Source organism: Rhizobium indigoferae, assembly GCF_034554815.1.
Taxonomy (GTDB): Bacteria; Pseudomonadota; Alphaproteobacteria; order Rhizobiales; family Rhizobiaceae; genus Rhizobium; species Rhizobium leguminosarum.
Map to the genome: position 1 here is coordinate 3762038 of NZ_CP140635.1, position 19889 is coordinate 3781926.

16 protein-coding genes are annotated in these 19889 nt (G+C 62.2%); 9 read left to right on the forward strand and 7 right to left on the reverse strand.

What is annotated here, in order from left to right; all coding sequences use genetic code 11:
• The first annotated feature begins 15 nt into the window (after positions 1 to 15).
• From glgC to U5G49_RS18700, 5 genes are all read left to right on the forward strand, one after another.
• Complete coding sequence (gene glgC, locus U5G49_RS18680) at positions 16 to 1278, forward strand: glucose-1-phosphate adenylyltransferase (protein ID WP_193444305.1); 1263 nt, start codon at positions 16 to 18, stop codon at positions 1276 to 1278.
• Positions 1279 to 1281: 3 nt separating this feature from the next.
• Entirely contained in the window at positions 1282 to 2724 is a 1443-nt protein-coding gene (gene glgA / locus U5G49_RS18685; RefSeq protein WP_193444306.1) for a glycogen synthase GlgA, read from the forward strand.
• A 6-nt stretch (positions 2725 to 2730) separates the two neighbouring features.
• Positions 2731 to 4362, forward strand: coding sequence for an alpha-D-glucose phosphate-specific phosphoglucomutase (locus U5G49_RS18690; protein ID WP_018243570.1), 1632 nt, complete (start codon positions 2731 to 2733; stop codon positions 4360 to 4362).
• A gap of 12 nt (positions 4363 to 4374) precedes the next feature.
• On the forward strand, positions 4375 to 6354 hold the full coding sequence (glgX, locus tag U5G49_RS18695) for a glycogen debranching protein GlgX (protein WP_193444307.1): 1980 nt from the start codon (positions 4375 to 4377) through the stop codon (positions 6352 to 6354).
• A 90-nt stretch (positions 6355 to 6444) separates the two neighbouring features.
• Positions 6445 to 6933 (forward strand): MaoC family dehydratase, encoded by a 489-nt coding sequence (locus tag U5G49_RS18700; RefSeq protein ID WP_018446055.1) that lies wholly within the window; start codon positions 6445 to 6447, stop codon positions 6931 to 6933.
• A 15-nt stretch (positions 6934 to 6948) separates the two neighbouring features.
• Here the strand turns inward: U5G49_RS18700 and U5G49_RS18705 are convergent, their stop codons facing one another.
• Genes U5G49_RS18705 through U5G49_RS18730 form a run of 6 tightly spaced genes read right to left on the reverse strand, consistent with a single transcriptional unit; the run spans position 6949 to position 12931 of the window.
• Complete coding sequence (locus U5G49_RS18705) at positions 6949 to 7347, reverse strand: VOC family protein (RefSeq protein WP_028733969.1); 399 nt, start codon at positions 7345 to 7347, stop codon at positions 6949 to 6951.
• 44 nt (positions 7348 to 7391) lie between these two features.
• Positions 7392 to 7940: a sarcosine oxidase subunit gamma gene (locus tag U5G49_RS18710; RefSeq protein WP_130653059.1), complete on the reverse strand. Its 549-nt coding sequence runs from the start codon at positions 7938 to 7940 to the stop codon at positions 7392 to 7394.
• Positions 7933 to 10926 (reverse strand): sarcosine oxidase subunit alpha, encoded by a 2994-nt coding sequence (locus U5G49_RS18715; RefSeq protein WP_193444308.1) that lies wholly within the window; start codon positions 10924 to 10926, stop codon positions 7933 to 7935. The genes U5G49_RS18710 and U5G49_RS18715 overlap by 8 nt, the downstream gene beginning before the upstream one ends.
• Entirely contained in the window at positions 10923 to 11264 is a 342-nt protein-coding gene (locus U5G49_RS18720; RefSeq protein ID WP_018243575.1) for a sarcosine oxidase subunit delta, read from the reverse strand. Before U5G49_RS18720 ends, U5G49_RS18715 begins: the two co-directional genes overlap by 4 nt.
• A 12-nt stretch (positions 11265 to 11276) precedes the next feature.
• Positions 11277 to 11678 (reverse strand): hypothetical protein, encoded by a 402-nt coding sequence (locus U5G49_RS18725; protein WP_018243576.1) that lies wholly within the window; start codon positions 11676 to 11678, stop codon positions 11277 to 11279.
• Positions 11678 to 12931, reverse strand: coding sequence for a sarcosine oxidase subunit beta family protein (locus U5G49_RS18730; protein WP_193444309.1), 1254 nt, complete (start codon positions 12929 to 12931; stop codon positions 11678 to 11680). The genes U5G49_RS18725 and U5G49_RS18730 overlap by 1 nt, the downstream gene beginning before the upstream one ends.
• A gap of 252 nt (positions 12932 to 13183) precedes the next feature.
• Between U5G49_RS18730 and U5G49_RS18735 the strand changes: the two genes are divergently transcribed.
• A complete protein-coding gene (locus tag U5G49_RS18735) occupies positions 13184 to 14200 on the forward strand; it encodes a FecR family protein (protein WP_193444310.1) in 1017 nt (338 codons plus the stop codon).
• Positions 14201 to 14205: 5 nt separating this feature from the next.
• Here U5G49_RS18735 and U5G49_RS18740 read toward each other — a convergent pair whose 3' ends face one another.
• Positions 14206 to 16377 carry a CHASE2 domain-containing protein gene (locus U5G49_RS18740; protein WP_193444311.1) on the reverse strand — a complete coding sequence of 724 codons (2172 nt, stop codon included), beginning with the start codon at positions 16375 to 16377 and terminating at the stop codon, positions 14206 to 14208.
• 275 nt (positions 16378 to 16652) lie between these two features.
• Between U5G49_RS18740 and U5G49_RS18745 the strand changes: the two genes are divergently transcribed.
• The 3 genes from U5G49_RS18745 to U5G49_RS18755 all read left to right on the forward strand — a co-directional run bounded on the left by U5G49_RS18745 (position 16653) and on the right by U5G49_RS18755 (position 19649).
• Entirely contained in the window at positions 16653 to 18254 is a 1602-nt protein-coding gene (locus U5G49_RS18745) for an adenylate/guanylate cyclase domain-containing protein (protein ID WP_193444312.1), read from the forward strand.
• Positions 18255 to 18432: 178 nt separating this feature from the next.
• Positions 18433 to 18645 carry a 30S ribosomal protein S21 gene (rpsU, locus tag U5G49_RS18750; protein ID WP_003585885.1) on the forward strand — a complete coding sequence of 71 codons (213 nt, stop codon included), beginning with the start codon at positions 18433 to 18435 and terminating at the stop codon, positions 18643 to 18645.
• Positions 18646 to 18779: 134 nt separating this feature from the next.
• Complete coding sequence (locus U5G49_RS18755; RefSeq protein ID WP_018446048.1) at positions 18780 to 19649, forward strand: tetratricopeptide repeat protein; 870 nt, start codon at positions 18780 to 18782, stop codon at positions 19647 to 19649.
• Positions 19650 to 19889: the final 240 nt, after the last annotated feature.

Sequence of the window (19889 nt, forward strand, 5' to 3'; positions counted from 1 at the left end):
TGGTGGGAGGAGAAAATGGTAGAAAAACGCGTTCAGCCACTTGCCCGCGATGCAATGGCTTATGTCCTGGCGGGCGGTAGGGGAAGCCGTCTCAAGGAACTCACCGACCGGCGTGCCAAGCCGGCCGTCTATTTTGGCGGCAAGGCCCGCATCATCGATTTCGCCCTGTCGAACGCCCTGAATTCCGGCATCCGCCGCATTGGCGTCGCGACGCAATACAAGGCGCACTCGCTGATCCGTCACATGCAGCGCGGCTGGAACTTCTTCCGCCCTGAGCGCAACGAGAGCTTCGATATCCTGCCCGCCAGCCAGCGCGTCTCCGAGACGCAATGGTACGAGGGCACGGCCGACGCCGTCTATCAGAACATCGACATCATCCAGGATTACGGCGTCGAATACATGGTCATTCTTGCGGGCGACCACGTCTATAAGATGGACTATGAATGGATGCTGCAGCAGCACGTCGATTCCGGCGCCGACGTCACCATCGGCTGCCTGGAAGTGCCGCGCATGGAAGCGGTCGGCTTCGGCGTCATGCATGTCAACGACAAGGACGAGATCATCGCCTTCGTCGAGAAACCGGCCGATCCGCCGCCCATTCCCGACAAGCCGGATTTCGCTCTCGCCTCGATGGGCATCTACGTCTTCCACACCAAGTTCCTGCTCGATGCGCTACGCCGCGACGCCGCCGACCCGACCTCGAGCCGCGACTTCGGCAAGGATATTATCCCCTATATCGTCAACAACGGTAAGGCGGTCGCTCACCGCTTCGCCAAGTCCTGCGTCCGTTCGGATTTCGAGCACGAACCCTACTGGCGCGACGTCGGCACGATCGACGCCTATTGGCAAGCCAATATCGACCTGACGGCGATCGTTCCGGAGCTTGATATCTACGACAAGTCCTGGCCGATCTGGACCTATGCCGAGATCACCCCGCCGGCGAAATTCGTCCATGACGACGAGGACCGCCGCGGCTCGGCCACCTCCTCCGTTGTGTCAGGCGATTGCATCATCTCGGGCGCCATGCTCAACAACAGCCTGCTCTTCACGGGTGTCAGGGCCAACTCCTTCTCCAAGATGGAAGGGGCAGTCATCCTGCCGAACGTGAAGATCGGGCGGCGGGCGCAGCTCAAGAATGTGGTGATCGACCATGGCGTCGTCATTCCGGAAGGTCTGGTCGTCGGCGAGGATCCCGAGCTCGATGCCAAGCGCTTCCGGCGGACGGAAAGCGGCATCTGCCTGATCACCCAACCGATGATCGACAAGCTGGATGTCTAACTTATGAAAGTTCTTTCGGTTTCGTCCGAAGTCTTCCCTTTGATCAAGACAGGGGGTCTGGCCGATGTGTCCGGCGCCCTGCCGATTGCTCTGAAAGCCTTCGGGGTCGAGACCAAGACCCTTCTGCCCGGCTATCCCGCCGTCATGAAGGTCATTCGCGACCCGGTCGTCAGGCTCGAATTCCCCGACCTGCTCGGTGAGCGGGCGACCGTGCTCGAGGTCCAGCACGAGGGCCTCGATGTGCTCGTCCTCGATGCGCCGGCCTATTACGACAGGCCGGGCGGGCCCTATCTCGATCCGCTCGGCAAGGACTATCCCGATAACTGGCGTCGGTTCGCCGCCCTGTCGCTCGCTGCCTCCGAGATCGCCGCCGGCCTGCTGCCCGGCTGGCGGCCGGATCTCGTCCACACCCACGACTGGCAGGCGGCGCTGACGTCGGTTTATATGCGCTATTATCCGACGCTGGAACTTCCGAGCGTGCTGACCGTCCACAACATCGCCTTCCAGGGCCAGTTCGGTTCCGAGATCTTTCCCGGCCTGCGCCTGCCTGCCCATGCCTTCGCCACCGAAAGCATCGAATATTACGGCACTGTCGGCTTCCTCAAAGGCGGCCTCAAGACTGCGCATGCGATCACGACGGTCAGCCCGACCTATGCCGATGAGATTCTGACGTCGGAATTCGGCATGGGGCTGGAGGGCGTCATCGCCGGCCGCATCGACGATCTGCATGGCATCGTCAACGGCATCGACACCGATATCTGGAACCCGGCGACCGATCCTGTCGTCCACACCCATTACGGCCCGACGACGCTGAAGAACCGCGAGGAGAACCGTCGCTCGATCGCCGAATTCTTCGGCCTCGACAATGACGACGCCCCGATCTTCTGTGTCATCAGCCGTCTCACCTGGCAGAAGGGCATGGATATCGTCGCCAATGTCGCCGATGAGATCGTCGCCATGGGCGGCAAGCTCGTCGTGCTCGGCTCCGGCGAAGCTGCACTTGAAGGCGCGCTGCTCGCCTCCGCCAGCCGCCATCCCGGCCGCATCGGCGTCTCGATCGGCTATAACGAGCCGATGTCGCACCTGATGCAGGCCGGCTGCGATGCGATCATCATCCCCTCGCGCTTCGAACCCTGCGGCCTGACCCAGCTTTACGGCCTGCGTTACGGCTGCGTGCCGATCGTCGCCCGCACCGGCGGTTTGAATGACACGGTGATCGACGCCAATCACGCCGCACTTGCGGCGAAAGTCGCAACCGGCATACAATTTGCGCCCGTAACCGAAACAGGCATGCTACAGGCAATCCGCCGTGCGATGCATTTTTATCAGGACCGAAAACTCTGGACCCAATTGCAAAAGCAGGGCATGAAATCGGATGTCTCCTGGGAGAAGAGCGCCGAACGCTACGCTGCCCTCTATTCAAGCCTCGTCTCGAAAGGCATGTGAACTAAAATGATCAAGTCCGTCCCCACCACGCCCTATCTGGACCAGAAGCCCGGCACGTCGGGCCTGCGCAAGAAGGTTCCGGTCTTCCAACAGCCGAACTATGCGGAGAACTTCATCCAGTCGATCTTCGATTCGCTGGAAGGCTATCAGGGCAAGTGCCTCGTCATCGGCGGCGACGGACGCTACTACAATCGCGAGGTCATCCAGAAGGCGGTCAAGATGGCCGCCGCCAATGGCTTCGGCAAGGTCATGGTCGGCAAGGGCGGCATCCTGTCGACGCCGGCCGCTTCCCACATCATCCGCAAGTACAAGGCTTTCGGCGGCATCATCCTCTCCGCCAGCCACAATCCCGGCGGACCGACCGAAGACTTCGGCATCAAATACAACATCAACAATGGCGGCCCGGCGCCGGAAAAGATCACCGACGCGATCTATGCGCGCTCCAAGACGATCGACAGCTACAAGATTGCTGATTTCGCAGACGTCAATCTCGACCGCATCGGCAAGGACGAGCTTCCCGGCGGCACGATCCTCTCGGTCATCGACCCGGTCGAGGACTATGCCGCGCTGATGGAAGAGCTGTTCGATTTCGGTGCCATCCGCAATCTGATCAGCCTCGGCTTCCGCATTGCCTTCGATGGGATGAGCGCCGTCACCGGTCCCTATGCCAAGGAAATCTTCGAAAATCGTCTCGGCGCTCCCTCGGGCTCGGTGCGCAACTTCATGCCGCTGCCGGATTTCGGCGGCCATCATCCCGATCCGAACCCGGTTCACTGCAAGGAACTCTTCGATGAGATGATGGGCGATGACGCGCCCGATTTTGGCGCCGCTTCCGACGGCGACGGCGACCGCAACCTCATCATCGGCCGCGGCATCTTTGTCACCCCTTCCGACAGCCTGGCGATCCTTGCCGCCAATGCCAATCTCGCCCCAGGCTATTCGGGCGGCCTTGCCGGCATCGCCCGCTCGATGCCGACATCGGGTGCTGCCGACCGTGTCGCCGAAAAGCGCGGCATCGGCATGTATGAAACGCCGACCGGCTGGAAGTTCTTCGGCAACCTGCTCGACGCCGGCATGGCGACGATCTGTGGTGAGGAAAGCTCCGGTACCGGCTCCAGTCACGTCCGCGAAAAGGATGGCCTCTGGGCCGTGCTGCTATGGCTGAACATTCTTGCCGTGCGTGGCGAGAGCGTCGCCGATATCGTCACCCAGCACTGGCAGACCTACGGCCGCAACTATTATTCACGCCACGACTACGAAGGCCTCGACACCGATGCCGCAAACGGCCTGGTGGACAATCTGCGCAGCCAGCTTTCCACCCTGCCCGGCAAGAGCTTCGGCAACCTGAAGGTCGAGAAGGCCGACGACTTCGCCTATCACGACCCGATCGACAAATCGGTGAGCGAACATCAGGGTATCCGCGTGCTCTTCGAGGGCGGCTCCCGCGTCGTCTTCCGTCTGTCCGGCACCGGCACGTCTGGCGCAACCTTGCGTGTTTATATCGAGCGCTACGAGCCGGATTCGACTCGCCACAACATCGAAACGCAGGAAGCGCTCGCCGATCTGATCGCGGCCGCCGAAAGCATTGCCAGCATTCGGGAACGCACGGGACGCGACGCGCCAACCGTGATCACCTGATCCGGGGGGAACATGCGGGGAAGCAGTTCGGCGCAAGCCGGCGCGATCGTCTTCGAGACCGGCGTCGAATTTGCCGTGTGGTCGCATCATGCCGCACAGATCGAACTCTGCCTCTTCGAGGATGACGGCAACAGAGAATTCGCGCGCCTGCCGATGGCGCGCGACAGCAACCACATCCATCGTCTGTTTGTCGACGGATTGAAGGCCGGGGCTCGCTACGGCTATCGCGCCGACGGTATCTACGCCCCTGATAACGGCCTCTGGTACGATCCTTCCAAACTGCTGATCGATCCCTACGCCAAGGAGATCGATAGGCCGTTCCGCTATGATCCCCGCCTCGGCATCTATGGCGAGGACAGCCAAGATCTGATGCCGAAGGCGATCGTCACCACCGATACCCCAGCCGCGATCAGCAAGCCGCTCTTCAAACCGGGCGGCTTTATCTATGAGGTGGCGGTGCGGCCCTTCACCATTCTCCATCCCGATGTGCCGGAGGCCCAGCGCGGCACGGTCGCAGCGCTTGCCCATCCCTCCGTCATCGCGCATCTGAAGCGGATCGGTGTCGATGCCGTCGAACTGATGCCGATAACCGCCTGGATCGATGAACGCCACCTGCCGCCGCTCGGCCTTGCCAACGGCTGGGGCTACAATCCCGTTGCCTTCATGGCGCTCGATCCCCGGCTCGTCCCCGGCGGCATGACCGAGCTGCGCGAGACCGTCGCGGCTCTCCATGTCGAAGGCATCGGCGTCATCCTCGACCTCGTCTTCAACCATACCGGCGAGAGCGACCGGTACGGCGCGACGCTGTCATTGCGCGGCCTCGACAACCTGCATTATTATCGCCACGCCCAGAATTGGCCGGGCGAACTCGTCAACGACACAGGCACCGGCAACACGCTCGCCTGCGATCATCCTAAGGTGCGCCGCCTCGTCATTGACAGTCTGCGCCACTTTGTGCTCAACGCCGGCATCGACGGTTTTCGTTTCGATCTCGCCCCAGTGCTCGGACGCACCGCGACAGGCTTCGAGCGCGACGGCGGAACACTTGCCGCGATCCTGGCCGACGATGTGCTGGCCGACCGGATCATGATCGCCGAACCCTGGGATATCGGCCCGGGCGGTTACCAGCTCGGCAATTTCCCGCTGCCCTTCCTTGAATGGAACGACCGGGTTCGCGACGACCTGCGCTGCTACTGGCGCGGAGACGATTGGAAGACCGGCTCGCTGGCAACCGCACTCGCCGGCTCCTCCGACATTTTCTCCCGCAACGACGGCAAGGAAACGCGCAGCGTCAATTTCCTCGCCGCCCATGACGGCTTCACGCTGATCGATCTCGTCTCCTATGCCGGAAAGCACAACGACGCCAACGGCGAACACAATCGTGACGGCCATAATGAGAACCACTCCTGGAACAACGGCGTCGAGGGAGAAACCGTCTACCCGACGATCCGCAAGCGTCGCCGGGATGATGTGATGGCGCTGATATCGACGCTTTTTGCCACCCGCGGCAGCATCATGCTGACGGCGGGCGACGAGGGCGGCCGCAGTCAGCACGGCAACAACAACGCCTATTGCCAGGACAACGAGATCACCTGGCTGGACTGGAAGGCGTTGGACGAGGGTCTCATCGCCCATACTGCCTTCGTTGTAGGGTTGCGTCGCCGCTTCACCGTCTTTTCCGAAATGGGCTTCCTGGCGGGAAATGGCGATGTCGAATGGATTTCGCTTTCCGGCGAGCCGATGACCGTTGCCGAATGGGAGACGCCGTCGCTTTCCACCCTCGGAATGTTACTATCGACCGGCGACCGCTCCGCGCGCGGCAGGCAGACCCGGCTTGGCGTGCTTTTCAACCGCTCGGGGAACCGCCAATTTTTCACGCTTCCCTCTACGGGCGAACCGGGCTGGCGCCAGTTGACGTCGGATGGAGCAAAGAAAACTACTGGCCCCGTAACCGTCGAGCCACGCTCCGTCGCCTTTTTCGTAGAAAATTGACCGCCTCCCCTCCCTCACCCAAATCGTTGTCGCAATCGTCACAAATGCACGATAAGGCTTTGCCGCAGCGGCTTGTTTCACGAGGAATTCATGGTCACGGAAATTTCACTCTCCGACGTGCGGGGATTGATCGGTATGGAAACGGGCCTTTCGGATTGGGTTACCGTGGACCAGACGATGATCGACGCCTTCGCGTCGGCGACTGACGACCATCAGTTCATCCACGTCGATCCTGAGCGAGCGGCGGCCGAGAGTCCCTTCGGAGGAACCATCGCCCATGGCTTCCTGACACTGTCTCTGCTGTCGACGATGAACTACAACTGTCTGCCGAAAGTGCGCGAGCAGACCCTCGGCATCAATTACGGCTTCGACCGCGTCCGCTTCATGACGCCGGTGAAAAGCGGCGCCCGCGTCCGCGGCCGCTTCCTGCTCGCCGAAGCCCGCTTCCGCGGCGCCGGCATGCTGATGACCACCTATGACGTCACGATCGAGATCGAAAACGAGAAGAAGCCGGCGCTGACAGCAAAGTGGATCACCATCATCCAATTCGACCCGAAGGACCGTCCCGACGACGTTTGAGCAAAACTGCTTTTGTTACTCGGCCGAATTGAACACGGCTTCGAGCGCGTGTCCGTCGGGATCCATGACGAACGCCGCATAATAGTGCTCACCGTAATGGGGCCGCAGGCCGGGACGGCCATTGTCACTGCCGCCTTGCGCGATTGCCACCGCATAAAACTGATCGACTGCCTGGCGGCTCGGCGCGGCAAACGCCAGATGAAAACCCGGGCCAGGCGCACGCTGGCCGTCCGGACGATGCTTGATCGCCAGTTTGTCCCCGCCGCCGGGAAGGCCGTAGCCGATTGCCTGCCCTGTTTGCCCCGGCCTGATATCGTCCCAGACCCTGATATAACCGAGCGCGGCAAGGGCAGCATCGTAAAATGCCGCCGACCGCTCGATATCGGAAACGCCGAGCGAGGCATGGTGCAGCATTCGTTTACCTCTTAAATGAGCGCACGCCGGCGATTCGCTGAGGCTCAGTGCCTCACGTCTTCAGCCGCCTCGTTCAGCAGCCCGAAGACATAATCCGAAAACGACCGCCAGCATTCCACCCGGAACGTGTCTTCTTCCGTGCGGAAAAGCACAATTTCCGCCTTGCCGAAAACGGTGCGCGATGCAGCCCCGACCGGAAAGGAAGAAAGCGACAGATCCTGCGGGCAGCCGGCCGAAAGCGTCGCCTCAGCACCCGGTCCCGAGACGATGATCGCGAGATTGCGGTGGGAAACGTCGGTCGCCGAATGCAGCGTGCCGACACCCGAAAGTGTTGCCATCAGATCGGCACTGGCCTCGTCGATCACCAGCCACTCGTCCGGCCCAATCCAGAGCGCCGATCGGGCGCCGGCCCGGCCGGATGTCTTCGGGGCATCCGGCAACGTCAGGCCCAGTGCCGAGGAAAGTGCCGAGAGCGATTCCGCCGGCGCGCGTAGCGCCACCCGGCTGGCAGTGGGAGCGGTCGTCAGCCGCACCGTTGCGGAGCCGCCGAGACGTCCGGCAAGCGCCGGTTTGCGAATTGCGACATCAGCCATGGATGCGGCCCCCTTCCTTGTCAAAGAACACCAGATCCGTCACCTCGACGGCGATCGTCCTGTCCGGCATCGGTACATAGAGCGTCTCGCCCATCCGCGCCCGGCCGCCGGCGACGAGCGCAAAGGCGATCGACCTGCCGCAATTTTCCGACCAATAGGCAGATGTGACGTGGCCGAGCATGGTCATCGGCTTCGGCTCGTTCGGGCTTGCGACAATCTGCGCGCCTTCTTCGAGCACCAGCTTCGGGTCCTTGGTGACGAGGCCGACGAGCTGCTTGCGCCCGTCCTTGACGAGATCCGGCCGCTTCAACCCGCGAATACCGACGAAATCCGTCTTTTTCTTCGAAACCGCCCAAGAAAGTCCGGCATCATCGGGAGTTACGGTCCCATCCGTATCCTGCCCGACGATGATGTAGCCTTTCTCGGCGCGAAGAACGTGCATCGTCTCCGTGCCGTAGACGCAGGCGCCGAGCGGTTCGGCATTGGCCCAGACCGCTTCGAGTACCGACTGGCCGTAATCGGCCGGCACATTGATTTCGAAACCGGTTTCGCCGGTGAAGGAGACGCGGAAGAGCCGCGCCGGCACGCCGCAGACCGTGCACTCGGCAACGCTCATATGCGGGAATGCCTCGTTCGAAAGATCGAGCCCTTCGACCAGCGGCGCGACGATCTCGCGCGCCTTCGGCCCCTGCACGGCGATGACAGCCCATTGTTCGGTCACCGAGGTCAGCCATACCTTCAGATGCGGGAATTCCGTCTGCAGGTAATCTTCCATGTGATGCAGAACGCGCGGCGCGCCGCCGGTCGTCGTCGTCACATGAAAACGGTCGTTTGCCAGGCGTCCGACAACACCGTCGTCATAGACGAAGCCATCCTCGCGAGTCATGATGCCGTAGCGGGCCTTGCCGGGCTTCAGCGTGTCCCAGGCATTGGTGTAGATCAGGTTGAGGAATTCCGCCGCATCCGGCCCCACCACCTCGATCTTGCCGAGCGTCGAGGCGTCGAAGATACCGGCCGCCTCGCGTGCTGTCCGGCATTCGCGAGCCACCGCCTGGTGCATGCTCTCGCCGGCACTCGGATAGAACCAGGCACGCTTCCAGTTGCCGACATCCTCGAAGACCGCGCCATGCGCTTCTTCCCAATCGTGCAGCGGCGTCTTGCGTGTCGGGTCGAACAGTTCTCCGCGCGAATGGCCGATCAGCGTACCGTAGGTGACCGGCGTATAGGGCGCGCGGAAAGTGGTGAGTCCGACCTGCGGGATTTCCTTGCCGAGCATTTCGGCCGCAATCGCCAGGCCATGCATGTTGGAGAGCTTGCCCTGGTCCGAGGCCATGCCGTTGGTCGTGAAACGCTTGATATGCTCGATCGAATGCATGCCCTCGCGCACGGCAAGGCGGATATCCTTGGCGCAGACGTCATGCTGGAAATCGATGAAGGCCTTGGCGTTGGTCTTCGGCCCGGCGCCTTCGGCAGCACCGATCATGCCGCCCGTCCAGTCATAGGCTTGCTCGGCCGAAATTGCGATCTTCTCACCGCTGCTTCTGCCGGTGGCCTGCGCCATCAGCTCTCCGGCGGCAAGCGACTCTTCGATCGTCCGCTGCAGGTCGTCGGTGCCGTTGCAGGCGCCGACCGAGAGGCAGTCCTGGGCATAGGAGCCGGGCAGGAATCGCTGGCTTTCGGCATCGAAGGCCACTTTGCCGCGCGACTGCGAGAAGAGATGGACCGACGGCGTCCAGCCGGCCGAAACCAGCAGCGCATCGACCGTGATCTTGCGCGGCGAACCTCCGCCGTTGCGCGCCACCGTCATCGAGGAGATGCGCAGCCGCCCGGCCGTGTTGACGACCGATTGGCCGGCCAGAACATCAATACCGAGTGCACGGGCCTCGGCCAGCACCGCCGCTCCCGGCGCCTGCCTGCTATCGACGATGGCGGCGATCGAAACACCAGCCCGCTTCAGATCGAAGGCCGCCTCATAGGCCGAGTCGTGCGCCGTGTAGATGCCGACCTTGGCCCCGACCGCGACGCCGTAATGATTGAGATACATCCGCCCCGCTGAGGCCAGCATGATGCCCGGCCGGTCGTTGTTCGGAAACACCATGTGACGCTCGATCGCGCCGGTGGCGAGGATCACGCGCTTTGCTCGGACCTGCCAAAGCCGCTCGCGCGGCAGATCACGGGAAGGCTTGGCGACATGATCGGTGACGCGCTCGGCAAGACCGACGAAATTGTGGTTGTAGTAGCCGAAAGCGGTCGTGCGGACCAGCACTTCGACATTGTCCATCGCCTCCAGCCGCGCCACGGCCTTCTGTGCCCAGCTATTGCCGTCCTGTCCGTCGATCGTCACGCCGGTATCATAACGCAACGCCCCGCCCGCTTCCGCCTGCTCGTCGCAAAGCATCACCCGGGCACCGGTCTCGGCGGCGGCCAGCGCCGCCGAAAGCCCGGCCACGCCGGCGCCGACCACCAGCACGTCGCAATGGGCATAGCGGCTGGCATAATGGTCCGGATCCTCCTCCGTCGGCGCGACGCCGAGGCCGGCGGCACGACGGATGAGCGGTTCGTACACGTGTTTCCAGGCGGCGCGCGGCCACATGAATGTCTTGTAGTAGAAGCCGGCGGCGAAGAACGGCGACATCAGATTGTTGACCGCGCCGACATCGAAGGCAAGCGAGGGCCAGCGGTTCTGCGAGTTGACGATCATGCCGTCAAAAACTTCCTGCACGGTGGCGCGCACGTTAGGCTGCTTGCGCGCCGTATCGCGTGCGACGTCGATCAGCGCGTTCGGCTCTTCGGCCCCTGCAGACAGAATACCGCGGGCCCGGTGATATTTGAACGAACGGCCGACGAGATGCACACCGTTGGCAATCAGCGCCGAGGCGACGGTATCACCTTCGAGCGCCGTATAGCTCTTGCCGTCGAAGCTGAAGCGCGCGGTTCTGGCCGGTGTCAGGCGCCCCTTGCCGGCGATACGGTTCACGCCGCTCATTGCGCCTCTCCTTCCACGGCTTCATATGTTTCGACGGGCCCATGCTGCTGGGCCGCCGCGCCGATCTCAGGCTTCGGCTGACCCGCCTTGTAGGTCATGATGAACTTGTCGGTCACCGTATCGCGCGCCGCATTGAAGAAGCGCCCGCAGCCGTGAATGTGCCGCCAGCGTTCGAAGATCAGCCCCTTCGGATTGTCGCGCAGGAAGAAATAGGCCTCGAATTCCTCGTCCGAGATCGAGGCGATGTCGGTGGGCCGCGCGATATGCGCGTCACCTGCGCCACGGAATTCGAGCTCGGAGCGCTCTTCCTGACAGTAGGGGCAATAGATCAGCAGCATGTGTTACCCGTCTTAGAGTTCCGATCCGGAAACATTGGTTCCCGGAGGTTGATTGCAGAGACGCTTTCCCATCGTCACGTAGGGAATGAGGCGCTTGAGAAGCTGTTCGAAATTGTCGTAGGGCTCCAGCACATCGGTCATGCCGATATTCGCAAAAGCCATCTTGGCGATATCGTTGTCGATCACGAAGGCACGTCCCGGCGTTCCGCCGACCTCAGGCACGAAATAGACGGCTGGTTTGCGCAGGATCATCGCGCAAAGCAGCGTGCCGCTCTCGGCGACGAAGGGCCACTCGCTTTCGCCGGCAGCCCTGTGGATCTTCTGCAGGCGGAAATCCTCGGCGCCGGGAAAGACGTCACCAGCCGGCATGGCCGCGCCGTCGATCCCGATTGCGAGGAGAGCCGCCGTCCACATCAGTGCGCCACCGCCGCCGCTGCCGCTTCGTCGATCAGCCGGCCGCTGCGGAAACGGTCCAGCGTCAAGCCGGCATTGAACTTGTGCGGCTCGTCGCGGGCAATCAGATGCGCGAAGAGATTGGCCGAGCCCGGCGTCGCCTTGAAGCCGCCTGTACCCCAGCCGCAATTGACGTAGAGCCCGGGAACCGGCGTCTTCGACTGGATCGCCGAACGATCCGGCGTATTGTCGACGATGCCGCCCCATTGCCGCATCATCTTGACGCGCCGGAACATCGGGAAGAGCTCGCAGATGGCGTCGAGCGTGTGCGTGATGATCTGCAGCCCGCCGGTCTGGGAATAGGAATTATACTGGTCGGTGCCGGCACCGATGACGAGTTCTCCCTTGTCGGACTGGGAGATATAGGCATGCACCGTGTTCGACATGACGACGCAGGGAAAGATTGGCTTCAGTGGTTCGGAAACCAGCGCCTGTAGCGGGCTCGATTGCAGCGGCACGCGCACGCCAGCCATCTGCATGACAGTGGTCGTATGGCCAGCCGCCGACACCGCCACCTTCCCGGCGCCGATGAAGCCACGCGAGGTCTCGACCCCGGTCACCCGTCCGTCCGGACCGCGCCGGATACCGGTCACTTCGCAATTCTGAATGATGTGCACGCCGCGGTCTGAAGCCGCCCGCGCATAACCCCAGGCAACGGCGTCGTGCCGCGCCGTACCGCCCCGCCGCTGCAGTGCCGCCCCGTTGATCGGGTAGCGCGCGCTGGCCGAGATATCGAGCGGCGGACAATAGGCCTTCGCCTGCTCCGGTGTCAGCCATTCATTGTCGATGCCGTAGAGCCGGTTGGCATGGATATGCCGCTTGAAGGATTGCTGGTCGTGAATATTGTGCGAGAGCATCATCACGCCGCGCGGCGAATACATCACATTGTAGTTGAGCTCCTGGGAAAGCCCCTCCCAGAGCTTCATCGAATGCTCGTAGATGTGCATGCTCTCTTCGTAGAGATAGTTCGAGCGGATGATGGTGGTGTTGCGCCCGGTATTGCCGCCGCCGAGCCAACCCTTCTCGATCACCGCCACATTGGTGATGCCGTGCTCCTTGGCGAGATAGTAGGCAGCACCCAGCCCGTGGCCGCCGGCACCGATGATGACGACGTCGTATTCGGCGCGTGGCTCAGGCGAAGTCCACTGCTTCTCCCAACCCTTGTGGCCACGAAGGGCCTCCCGTGCCACGGCAAAAACCGAATATTTCCGCATCCGCCTTCTTCTCCTTCGGGAAAGGGCTTGTTCTCCGCGCTCATACAAATCGCAAATCCAAATGCGGCACAACGGTTCTTTTGCGACGCGCGAGAGCTTTGGTTTCGACACGCCGAAGAGAATGCCGCTTCAAGCGGAAGACAGAAGCCGCGGCATTTCCGCTAACCGTCGGCCGGCGACCTAACCCAATAGGGTTAGAAGACAAGCAATTGCTAAAATGTTAACAATCGCGTGTTCCGGGGTACGTGTATCATGTGGGGTTGGCGCTCAGTATCAGTCGCGACGCTTTGCATCGCGTTAAGCAGCGCATCGCCGGCACCCGCCGCCGAGCCGGTCGGCCAGGCTGTCGTCATCAAGACAGAGGTGACGGGACAGAGCGGCCCGATCGAGGTCGACACCAGCGTCCATCGCAACGAGCGCATCAAGACATCGCAATCCGGGCTTGGCCAGTTCCTGTTTCGTGACGGCACGAAGCTTGCGGTCGGCTGGGGTTCGTCGGTCGTCATCGACAAATATGTCTTCGATGATTCCCAATCGGTCAAGAAACTCACCATCAGGGCGGCAAAGGGTACATTCCGCTGGGTCAGCGGCACTTCCAATTCTTCGGCCTACCAGATCCTGACGCCGGCCGGCACGATCGGCGTACGCGGCACCGCTTTCGATTTCTACGTCGGCCCGGATGGCACGACCGCCGTCGTGCTGCTGAACGGCGCAGCCCGCTTCTGCGGTCCGGGCGGCTGCCGGCAGTTGCAGCAGCGCTGCGATTGCGTGGTGGCCAAGCCGAACGGCGATATGTCGGCAGCACGCCGGGTCGATCCCAGCATCCTCGAGACGCTCGGAAATCAGCGCGCCCTCCCCTTCCTCTCCGGCAATCAGCGGCTTGCCGGCGGCATCGGCATGCTCGGCGGCTGCAATATGGCCTCCGTCGCGCCGGAAAGAAAAGACAGAAACCGCCCCCCGCCTCCTCGCGATCCGGCGCCGGCACCCAGTCCGCAGAGGCAAGATCCGCCGCAGCGGCAGGCCGAGCCGCAGAAGGAGCGGCCGGCCACGCCTGACAAGCCTGACAAGCCGCATCACGACAAACCGGATAAACCCGACAAGCATGATGGCCGTGGCCGGCATGAACATCACGATCAGCACGATGATCACGACTATCACGATAAAGGGCATCATCGAGATCGTGACCGTGACCGCGATCATGACAAGGATCGCGATCGTGATGGGGACCGGAACCACGACAGAGGCCGGAATTTCAATCGCAACCGCTGATGCCGTCAATCGGCGACGCTCTTCTCGAAGCCATCCGGCACCTCGCGGAAGTGATCGCTTCTGCCGGATATCCGCTGGTAGAATTCCGCCAGCCCGCCGATCACCTGCGCCGCCCTGAGCTTTGCCGTGCCGATAAGCTTGCGCGTGTTTTTCGAATGCGAATGCAGCGCCTGCGTCAGCTGCTCGTGAACGACCGTAAGCGCGGCGAACTCCGCGGAGGCTGCGACGCGCTCGTCGCCGACAACGGCGAGAATCTGCGTTCGGCTACTCTTTCCCTTGAGCGGGATGGCGCCGGCCTCGATCAGCGCCATTCCCTGCACCGATCTCGCCGTGCTGTCTGATATGAGGATATCGAAGCCCACCTCCTTGCAGCACGACTCCAGGCGCGCCGCGACATTGACGGCATCGCCGACCGCCGAATAGTTGAAGCGGGTCTTGGCGCCCATGTTGCCGACACAGGCGAGACCGGTATGGATGCCGATGCCGATGCCGACTTGCTGTCCAGGCCCGAAGCCGAAGGCGTCGCCGGCGTTCAGTTCGGCCAGCGTTTCACGCATGGCAAGCGCTGCGCGAACGGCCTTGATTTCATGATCCGCCACATCGACGGGTGCATTCCAGAACGCCATGATCGAATCGCCGATGAACTTGTCGAGCGTGCCTTCATTGGCCACCACATGGCGGCTCAACGCATCGAGCAAGGTATTCAGGAACGCGACCACGGCAGTCGGCGCCAGCCGCTCGCTGATCTCGGTAAAGCTCCTGACATCGACGAACATGACCGTCAGCTCGCGATCGTCTCCGCCGAGGCGCAACGCGTCGCGGGAATGCTCGATGCGATGGAGCAGCGACGGGGAAAGATAATGCCCGAAGGCGCGCCGCACCTCGCGCCGCTCCCGGTCGATCACCAGGATCCGGAACGAGGTCGAGGCGAAATGGGTGATCGATCCGCTGATGATCGGAGCCAGGGGATCGAGGAGAAGCCCCGCATAAAGAAACGAGAGCCAGGACGCCACCAGCGCCATGGCTGTGATCAGCAGGCCGCAGGCTAGCGCGACGGCCGGACTGACGAAGGTCGTCACCCCGACGAGCAGGCATCCGAGCACGGCGATCATCAGGATTTCCAGCCCGTCCGCCCAGTCGGGCCGCGAGAGAAAGCGGCCCGAGAGGATCTGCTCGACGGCCTGCGCATGCAGCGAAACGCCGGGAACGTTCTCGCCGAGCGCGGTGACGCGGATGTCCTGCAGGCCGGCCGCCGATGTACCGACGAAGACGATGCTGCCGGCGACGGCGGCGGCGACATCTGGAGAGGCCCCTTCGGCCGCAAGCACCTGCCGGGCGGATATATAACGCTCCGCCCGGTCGGGGGTGACATAGAGCCAAAGCTCACCCGCCGCCGTCAGCGGCACGACGAAATCCCCGATCTTTACCGATGTCATGATGCCGGCGCGATCGGGTGCGCCTGATAGCACATAGGTCGATGCCCCCTGTGCGACACGCAGCGCTTCGATCGCGAGATTCGGATAGAGCTGCCCGCCGTCGGTCAGGAACAGTGGGACCGCCCGTACCACCGGCGAGGGATTGCCGGGATTGAGGCTGATATGACCGAGCCCCGCCGCATTGGCTTCCAACTGCGGCCGCAACGGCGTCGAAGCACCGAGATAGGGGGGGGCCGAGACGGGGCTTTCGCCGGTGAAGGCGAAACCCGCCTTGACCGGCGGCCGGTAATTGCCCTCGTTGGAAAGTCCAAAGCCGAGCACGACGGGCTTTTCGGCAATTGCACGGGCGAATATCTCGTCGTTGTCAGGCAGTTTCTCGGCAAGGGAAGGCTCGACCCCGGCGACCTCGCGAACGACATTGCGCGGCGACAGCCGGTCCGGCTCGGCGAAGAGAATATCGAAGGCGATGGCCGAGGCGCCCATTTCCGAAAGCCGGTCCACCAGCAGCGCCATCCGGTCCCGCGGCCATGGCCATTGGCCGAATTCGTGCAGCGAAGTCTCGTCGATGTCGATCACGCGGACCGGCATCGGCTCGAAGGTCCTGGGAACCAGCCGCTGATACTCGTCGAAGGTCACGCCGCGGATCAACTTGAAGATCCCGGGATCACTTGCTCGAAGGATCGTAAGCGCAGTCACGATCGCCAGACCGAGAACGACACCGATTTGCTGCGCGCGCGTCATGATCTCACCGGGTGTCCCCTCCCACGGCCGGCAGGGCGACCCGCACCTGCCGGCGGACAGGCTACGCCGCTTTCCATCCAAATGCCATTCGCACCTACGTTCCGGGGCACTCTCCTTTCGGTCACCTCCGCCGGGCGGCGGAGAAGCGCCATGAATACGGCTACGCCTCCAGTTTTCACCCGGCTTTTGGCTGGACGACGAGGCTTCGACCTTGCCCGGTGCGCGGCGAAATGTTCTTGTAACGATCGAAAATCGGATGCTTTTTCGAGAGAAGAATGAAGGTCGCCGTGATTTCCGAAACCGCCGCGCGTCGCAGCGGCTATTGGCTGATTGTCGTCGTGCTGGCAATGCTCGCAGGCCTGCCGCTCGCCGTCTGGCTTGATATCAGCGATCTCTCGGGAAATACCCTGCGCCGCCAGGCCCGCGATATGAGCTCGCTGATATCGAGCATCCGCTCCTATTATTCCACGAATGTCGTGGGGCGCGTTCTGGCCGCTCACGCCAACGGCACGACTGAGGGCACGGTCGTCTCTCACAATTATGCGAATATTCCAGGCGCCATCCCGCTGCCGGCCACGCTTTCCCTGGAGCTCGGCGACGTCATCAAGGAGCAGCAGGCCAATATCACCTACCGTTTCGTCTCCGACCTGCCGTTCAAAAGCCGCGCATCCCACGAGCTCGACGACTTCGAAAAGAATGCGCTCGCTGCCTTGCGCGCCAATCCGCAGCAGACGCTGAACGACCTCACCCGTGTCGGATTGACCGATACCTTGCGGCTCATCACCCCTGTCGTCATGGGCCAGGCCTGCGTTGCCTGCCACAATAGCCATCCCGAAAGCCCGAAGACCGATTGGAAGGTGGGCGATGTGCGCGGCATTCAGGAAGTCATCATCCGGCAGCCCTATGCGAGCAACGTCTTCGCCTTCAAATACCTGCTTTGCTATTTCCTTTTCGTCGCCTTCATCGGCATCAGCTTCATTGTGCTCCAGCGGCAGCAGACGCGCACCATCCACAGCGCCAACCGGGATCTGGAAGCGGCGAACGAATTCCTCGCCAGCGTTTCCCTGAAGATCTCGCGCTATCTCTCACCGCAGATCTACAAGAGCATATTCTCCGGGCAGAAGGACGTGGTCGTCCATACCGAGCGCAAGCGTCTGACGATCTTCTTCTCCGACATCAAGGATTTCACGGCGACCACAGAGCGTCTGCAGCCTGAAGCCCTGACGGAGATGCTCAACGAATATCTGACCGAGATGTCGAACATTGCCCTGGAGCATGGCGGCACGGTGGACAAGTTCATCGGCGACGCGATGCTGGTCTTCTTCGGCGATCCCGAAACCGAGGGGCCGGAGGAGGACGCGAAAGCGTGTTTGCGCATGGCCGTCGACATGCAGCGCCGTCTCGGCGAACTCAAGGACAGATGGCGCAGAAACGGCACCGAAGAGCCTTTCGTCGTCCGCATGGGAATCAACAGCGGTTATTGCAACGTCGGCAATTTCGGCAGCAGCGACCGCATGGACTATACGATCATCGGGGCGGAGGCCAATCTCGCAGCCCGGCTGCAATCGATCGCCCAGGGAGGAGAGATCGTCATCAGCTACGAAACCTATGCGCTGGTGAACGAAATCGTCGACGCCCATCCCTTGCCGCCGATCACGATGAAGGGCATACAGCGCGAGATCGTGCCCTATGCGGTGGATGGGCTGACCCTCGGTACGGATCACAAGAGCCGCGTTCTCAGCGAGCACCTCTCGGGCCTTGACCTGCATCTGGATATGAGCCGGCTGGAGCCTGCCGACCGCCTACGGGTCAGAACCGCTCTCAAGGAGGCAATTGCCGTGCTGGATGAAGCTGCGCCCGAACCGGCCCGATCATGACCGGATATCAGGCGAAGCGTGATTTTTCCGCCGCCGCCCATATCCCGTCTAGACTTCCCGTACCCGATCTGCTATTTCGCATCACCAATCGCAAGGCCCCGGCCGCGCGAACGTTATTGTTTTGCCTCTGGCCGCTGCGCCGCCTCCGGCATCAACCAACCAAAGGAACGTGATTCTCGTGCAGGTACTTGTCCGCGATAACAATGTTGATCAGGCTCTCCGCGCTCTCAAGAAGAAGATGCAGCGCGAAGGCATTTTCCGCGAAATGAAGATGCGCGACTACTACGAGAAGCCGTCGCAGAAGCGTGCTCGCGAGAAGGCCGAAGCCGTTCGTCGCGTTCGCAAGCTGGCCCGTAAGCGCGCCCAGCGCGAAGGTCTGGTTGCACGCTGAGCGTTTCCGTCGTTTTTTCGACGTTTTCAGATGCATTGTGGCGGGGGCGATGGGTTCGCCGCCGCTTTTTTAGTTTGCCGCTGAAGATCGCATATCCGCGCACCGGATATGCCGCATGGGGAAAGCGAGCCCGAATGGCTGTCAACACCTTCAATCCGTCCCGCGCTTTGCGCTTGCAGAAAACGGCATTCCTGCCCGCTTTGGCGCTGGCGGCAATGTTCGGCCTCGCCGGCTGCGAGACGACCAATACCTCGGATGCCGTGATCCGCATCGATAAGGCGCAGGGTTCGGAAGAGAATATCGCTTCCCTGACGGCGGTTATCAACGCCAATCCGAGGGACCCGGAAGGTTACAACGTCCGTGGTTCCGCCTATGGCCGCGCCGGCCAGTTCCGCCCGGCTTTGAACGATTTCAACACGGCGCTGCAGATCAATCCGCGGTTTTTCCAGGCTTACGCCAACCGTGCTCTCGTCTATCGCAATATGGGCCAGCAGGCCCAGGCGATTGGCGACTACAATGCCGCCCTGCAGATCAATCCGAGCTACGACGTCGCCTATATCGGTCGCGGCAATGTCTACCGGATGGCCGGCCAGGACGATCAGGCTTTCAACGACTTCGACAAGGCGATCCAGCTCGGCACCACCGATGGCCGCGCCTATCATAATCGTGGCCTGATCTATCAGAAGCGTAATCAGCAGGATAAGGCGATCGACGATTTCTCGAAAGCGATCTCGCTCGCGCCGAATTCACCCGAGCCCTATAATGGCCGCGGCATTTCCTACATCGCGCTGAACGACGACGACAACGCCTTTGCCGATTTCAACCATGCAATCGAGCTCAACGGCAACATCGCCGAATCTTGGGCCAACCAGGCGCTCGTCTACGAACGCCGCGGCGACAAGGCAAAGGCCGCCCGCTCCTATCGCCACGCGATCGGCCTCGACCCCAAATACCAGCCGGCTCGCGACGGCCTTGCCCGCGTCGGCGTCGCCCCAGCCGGCTAAAGATATGATTGGGCGGCCCTGAGCATCGGGCGGCCCGCAACCGCCACCTGCCGGTCGCACCACCCATCGGACGCCGGCAAAGGTCCTGATGATTCAATCGAATCTTCCGGCTCTGGATATCATCGAGGTGACATCGTGCCACGCCAGGCGGTGGAAGCGACGTGGCGCAAAGGCGACCGCACCGCCATTAAGACGAGACGCCGAAAAGCGTCCGTCGTCGTCGATGGCCTGTCATAGTAT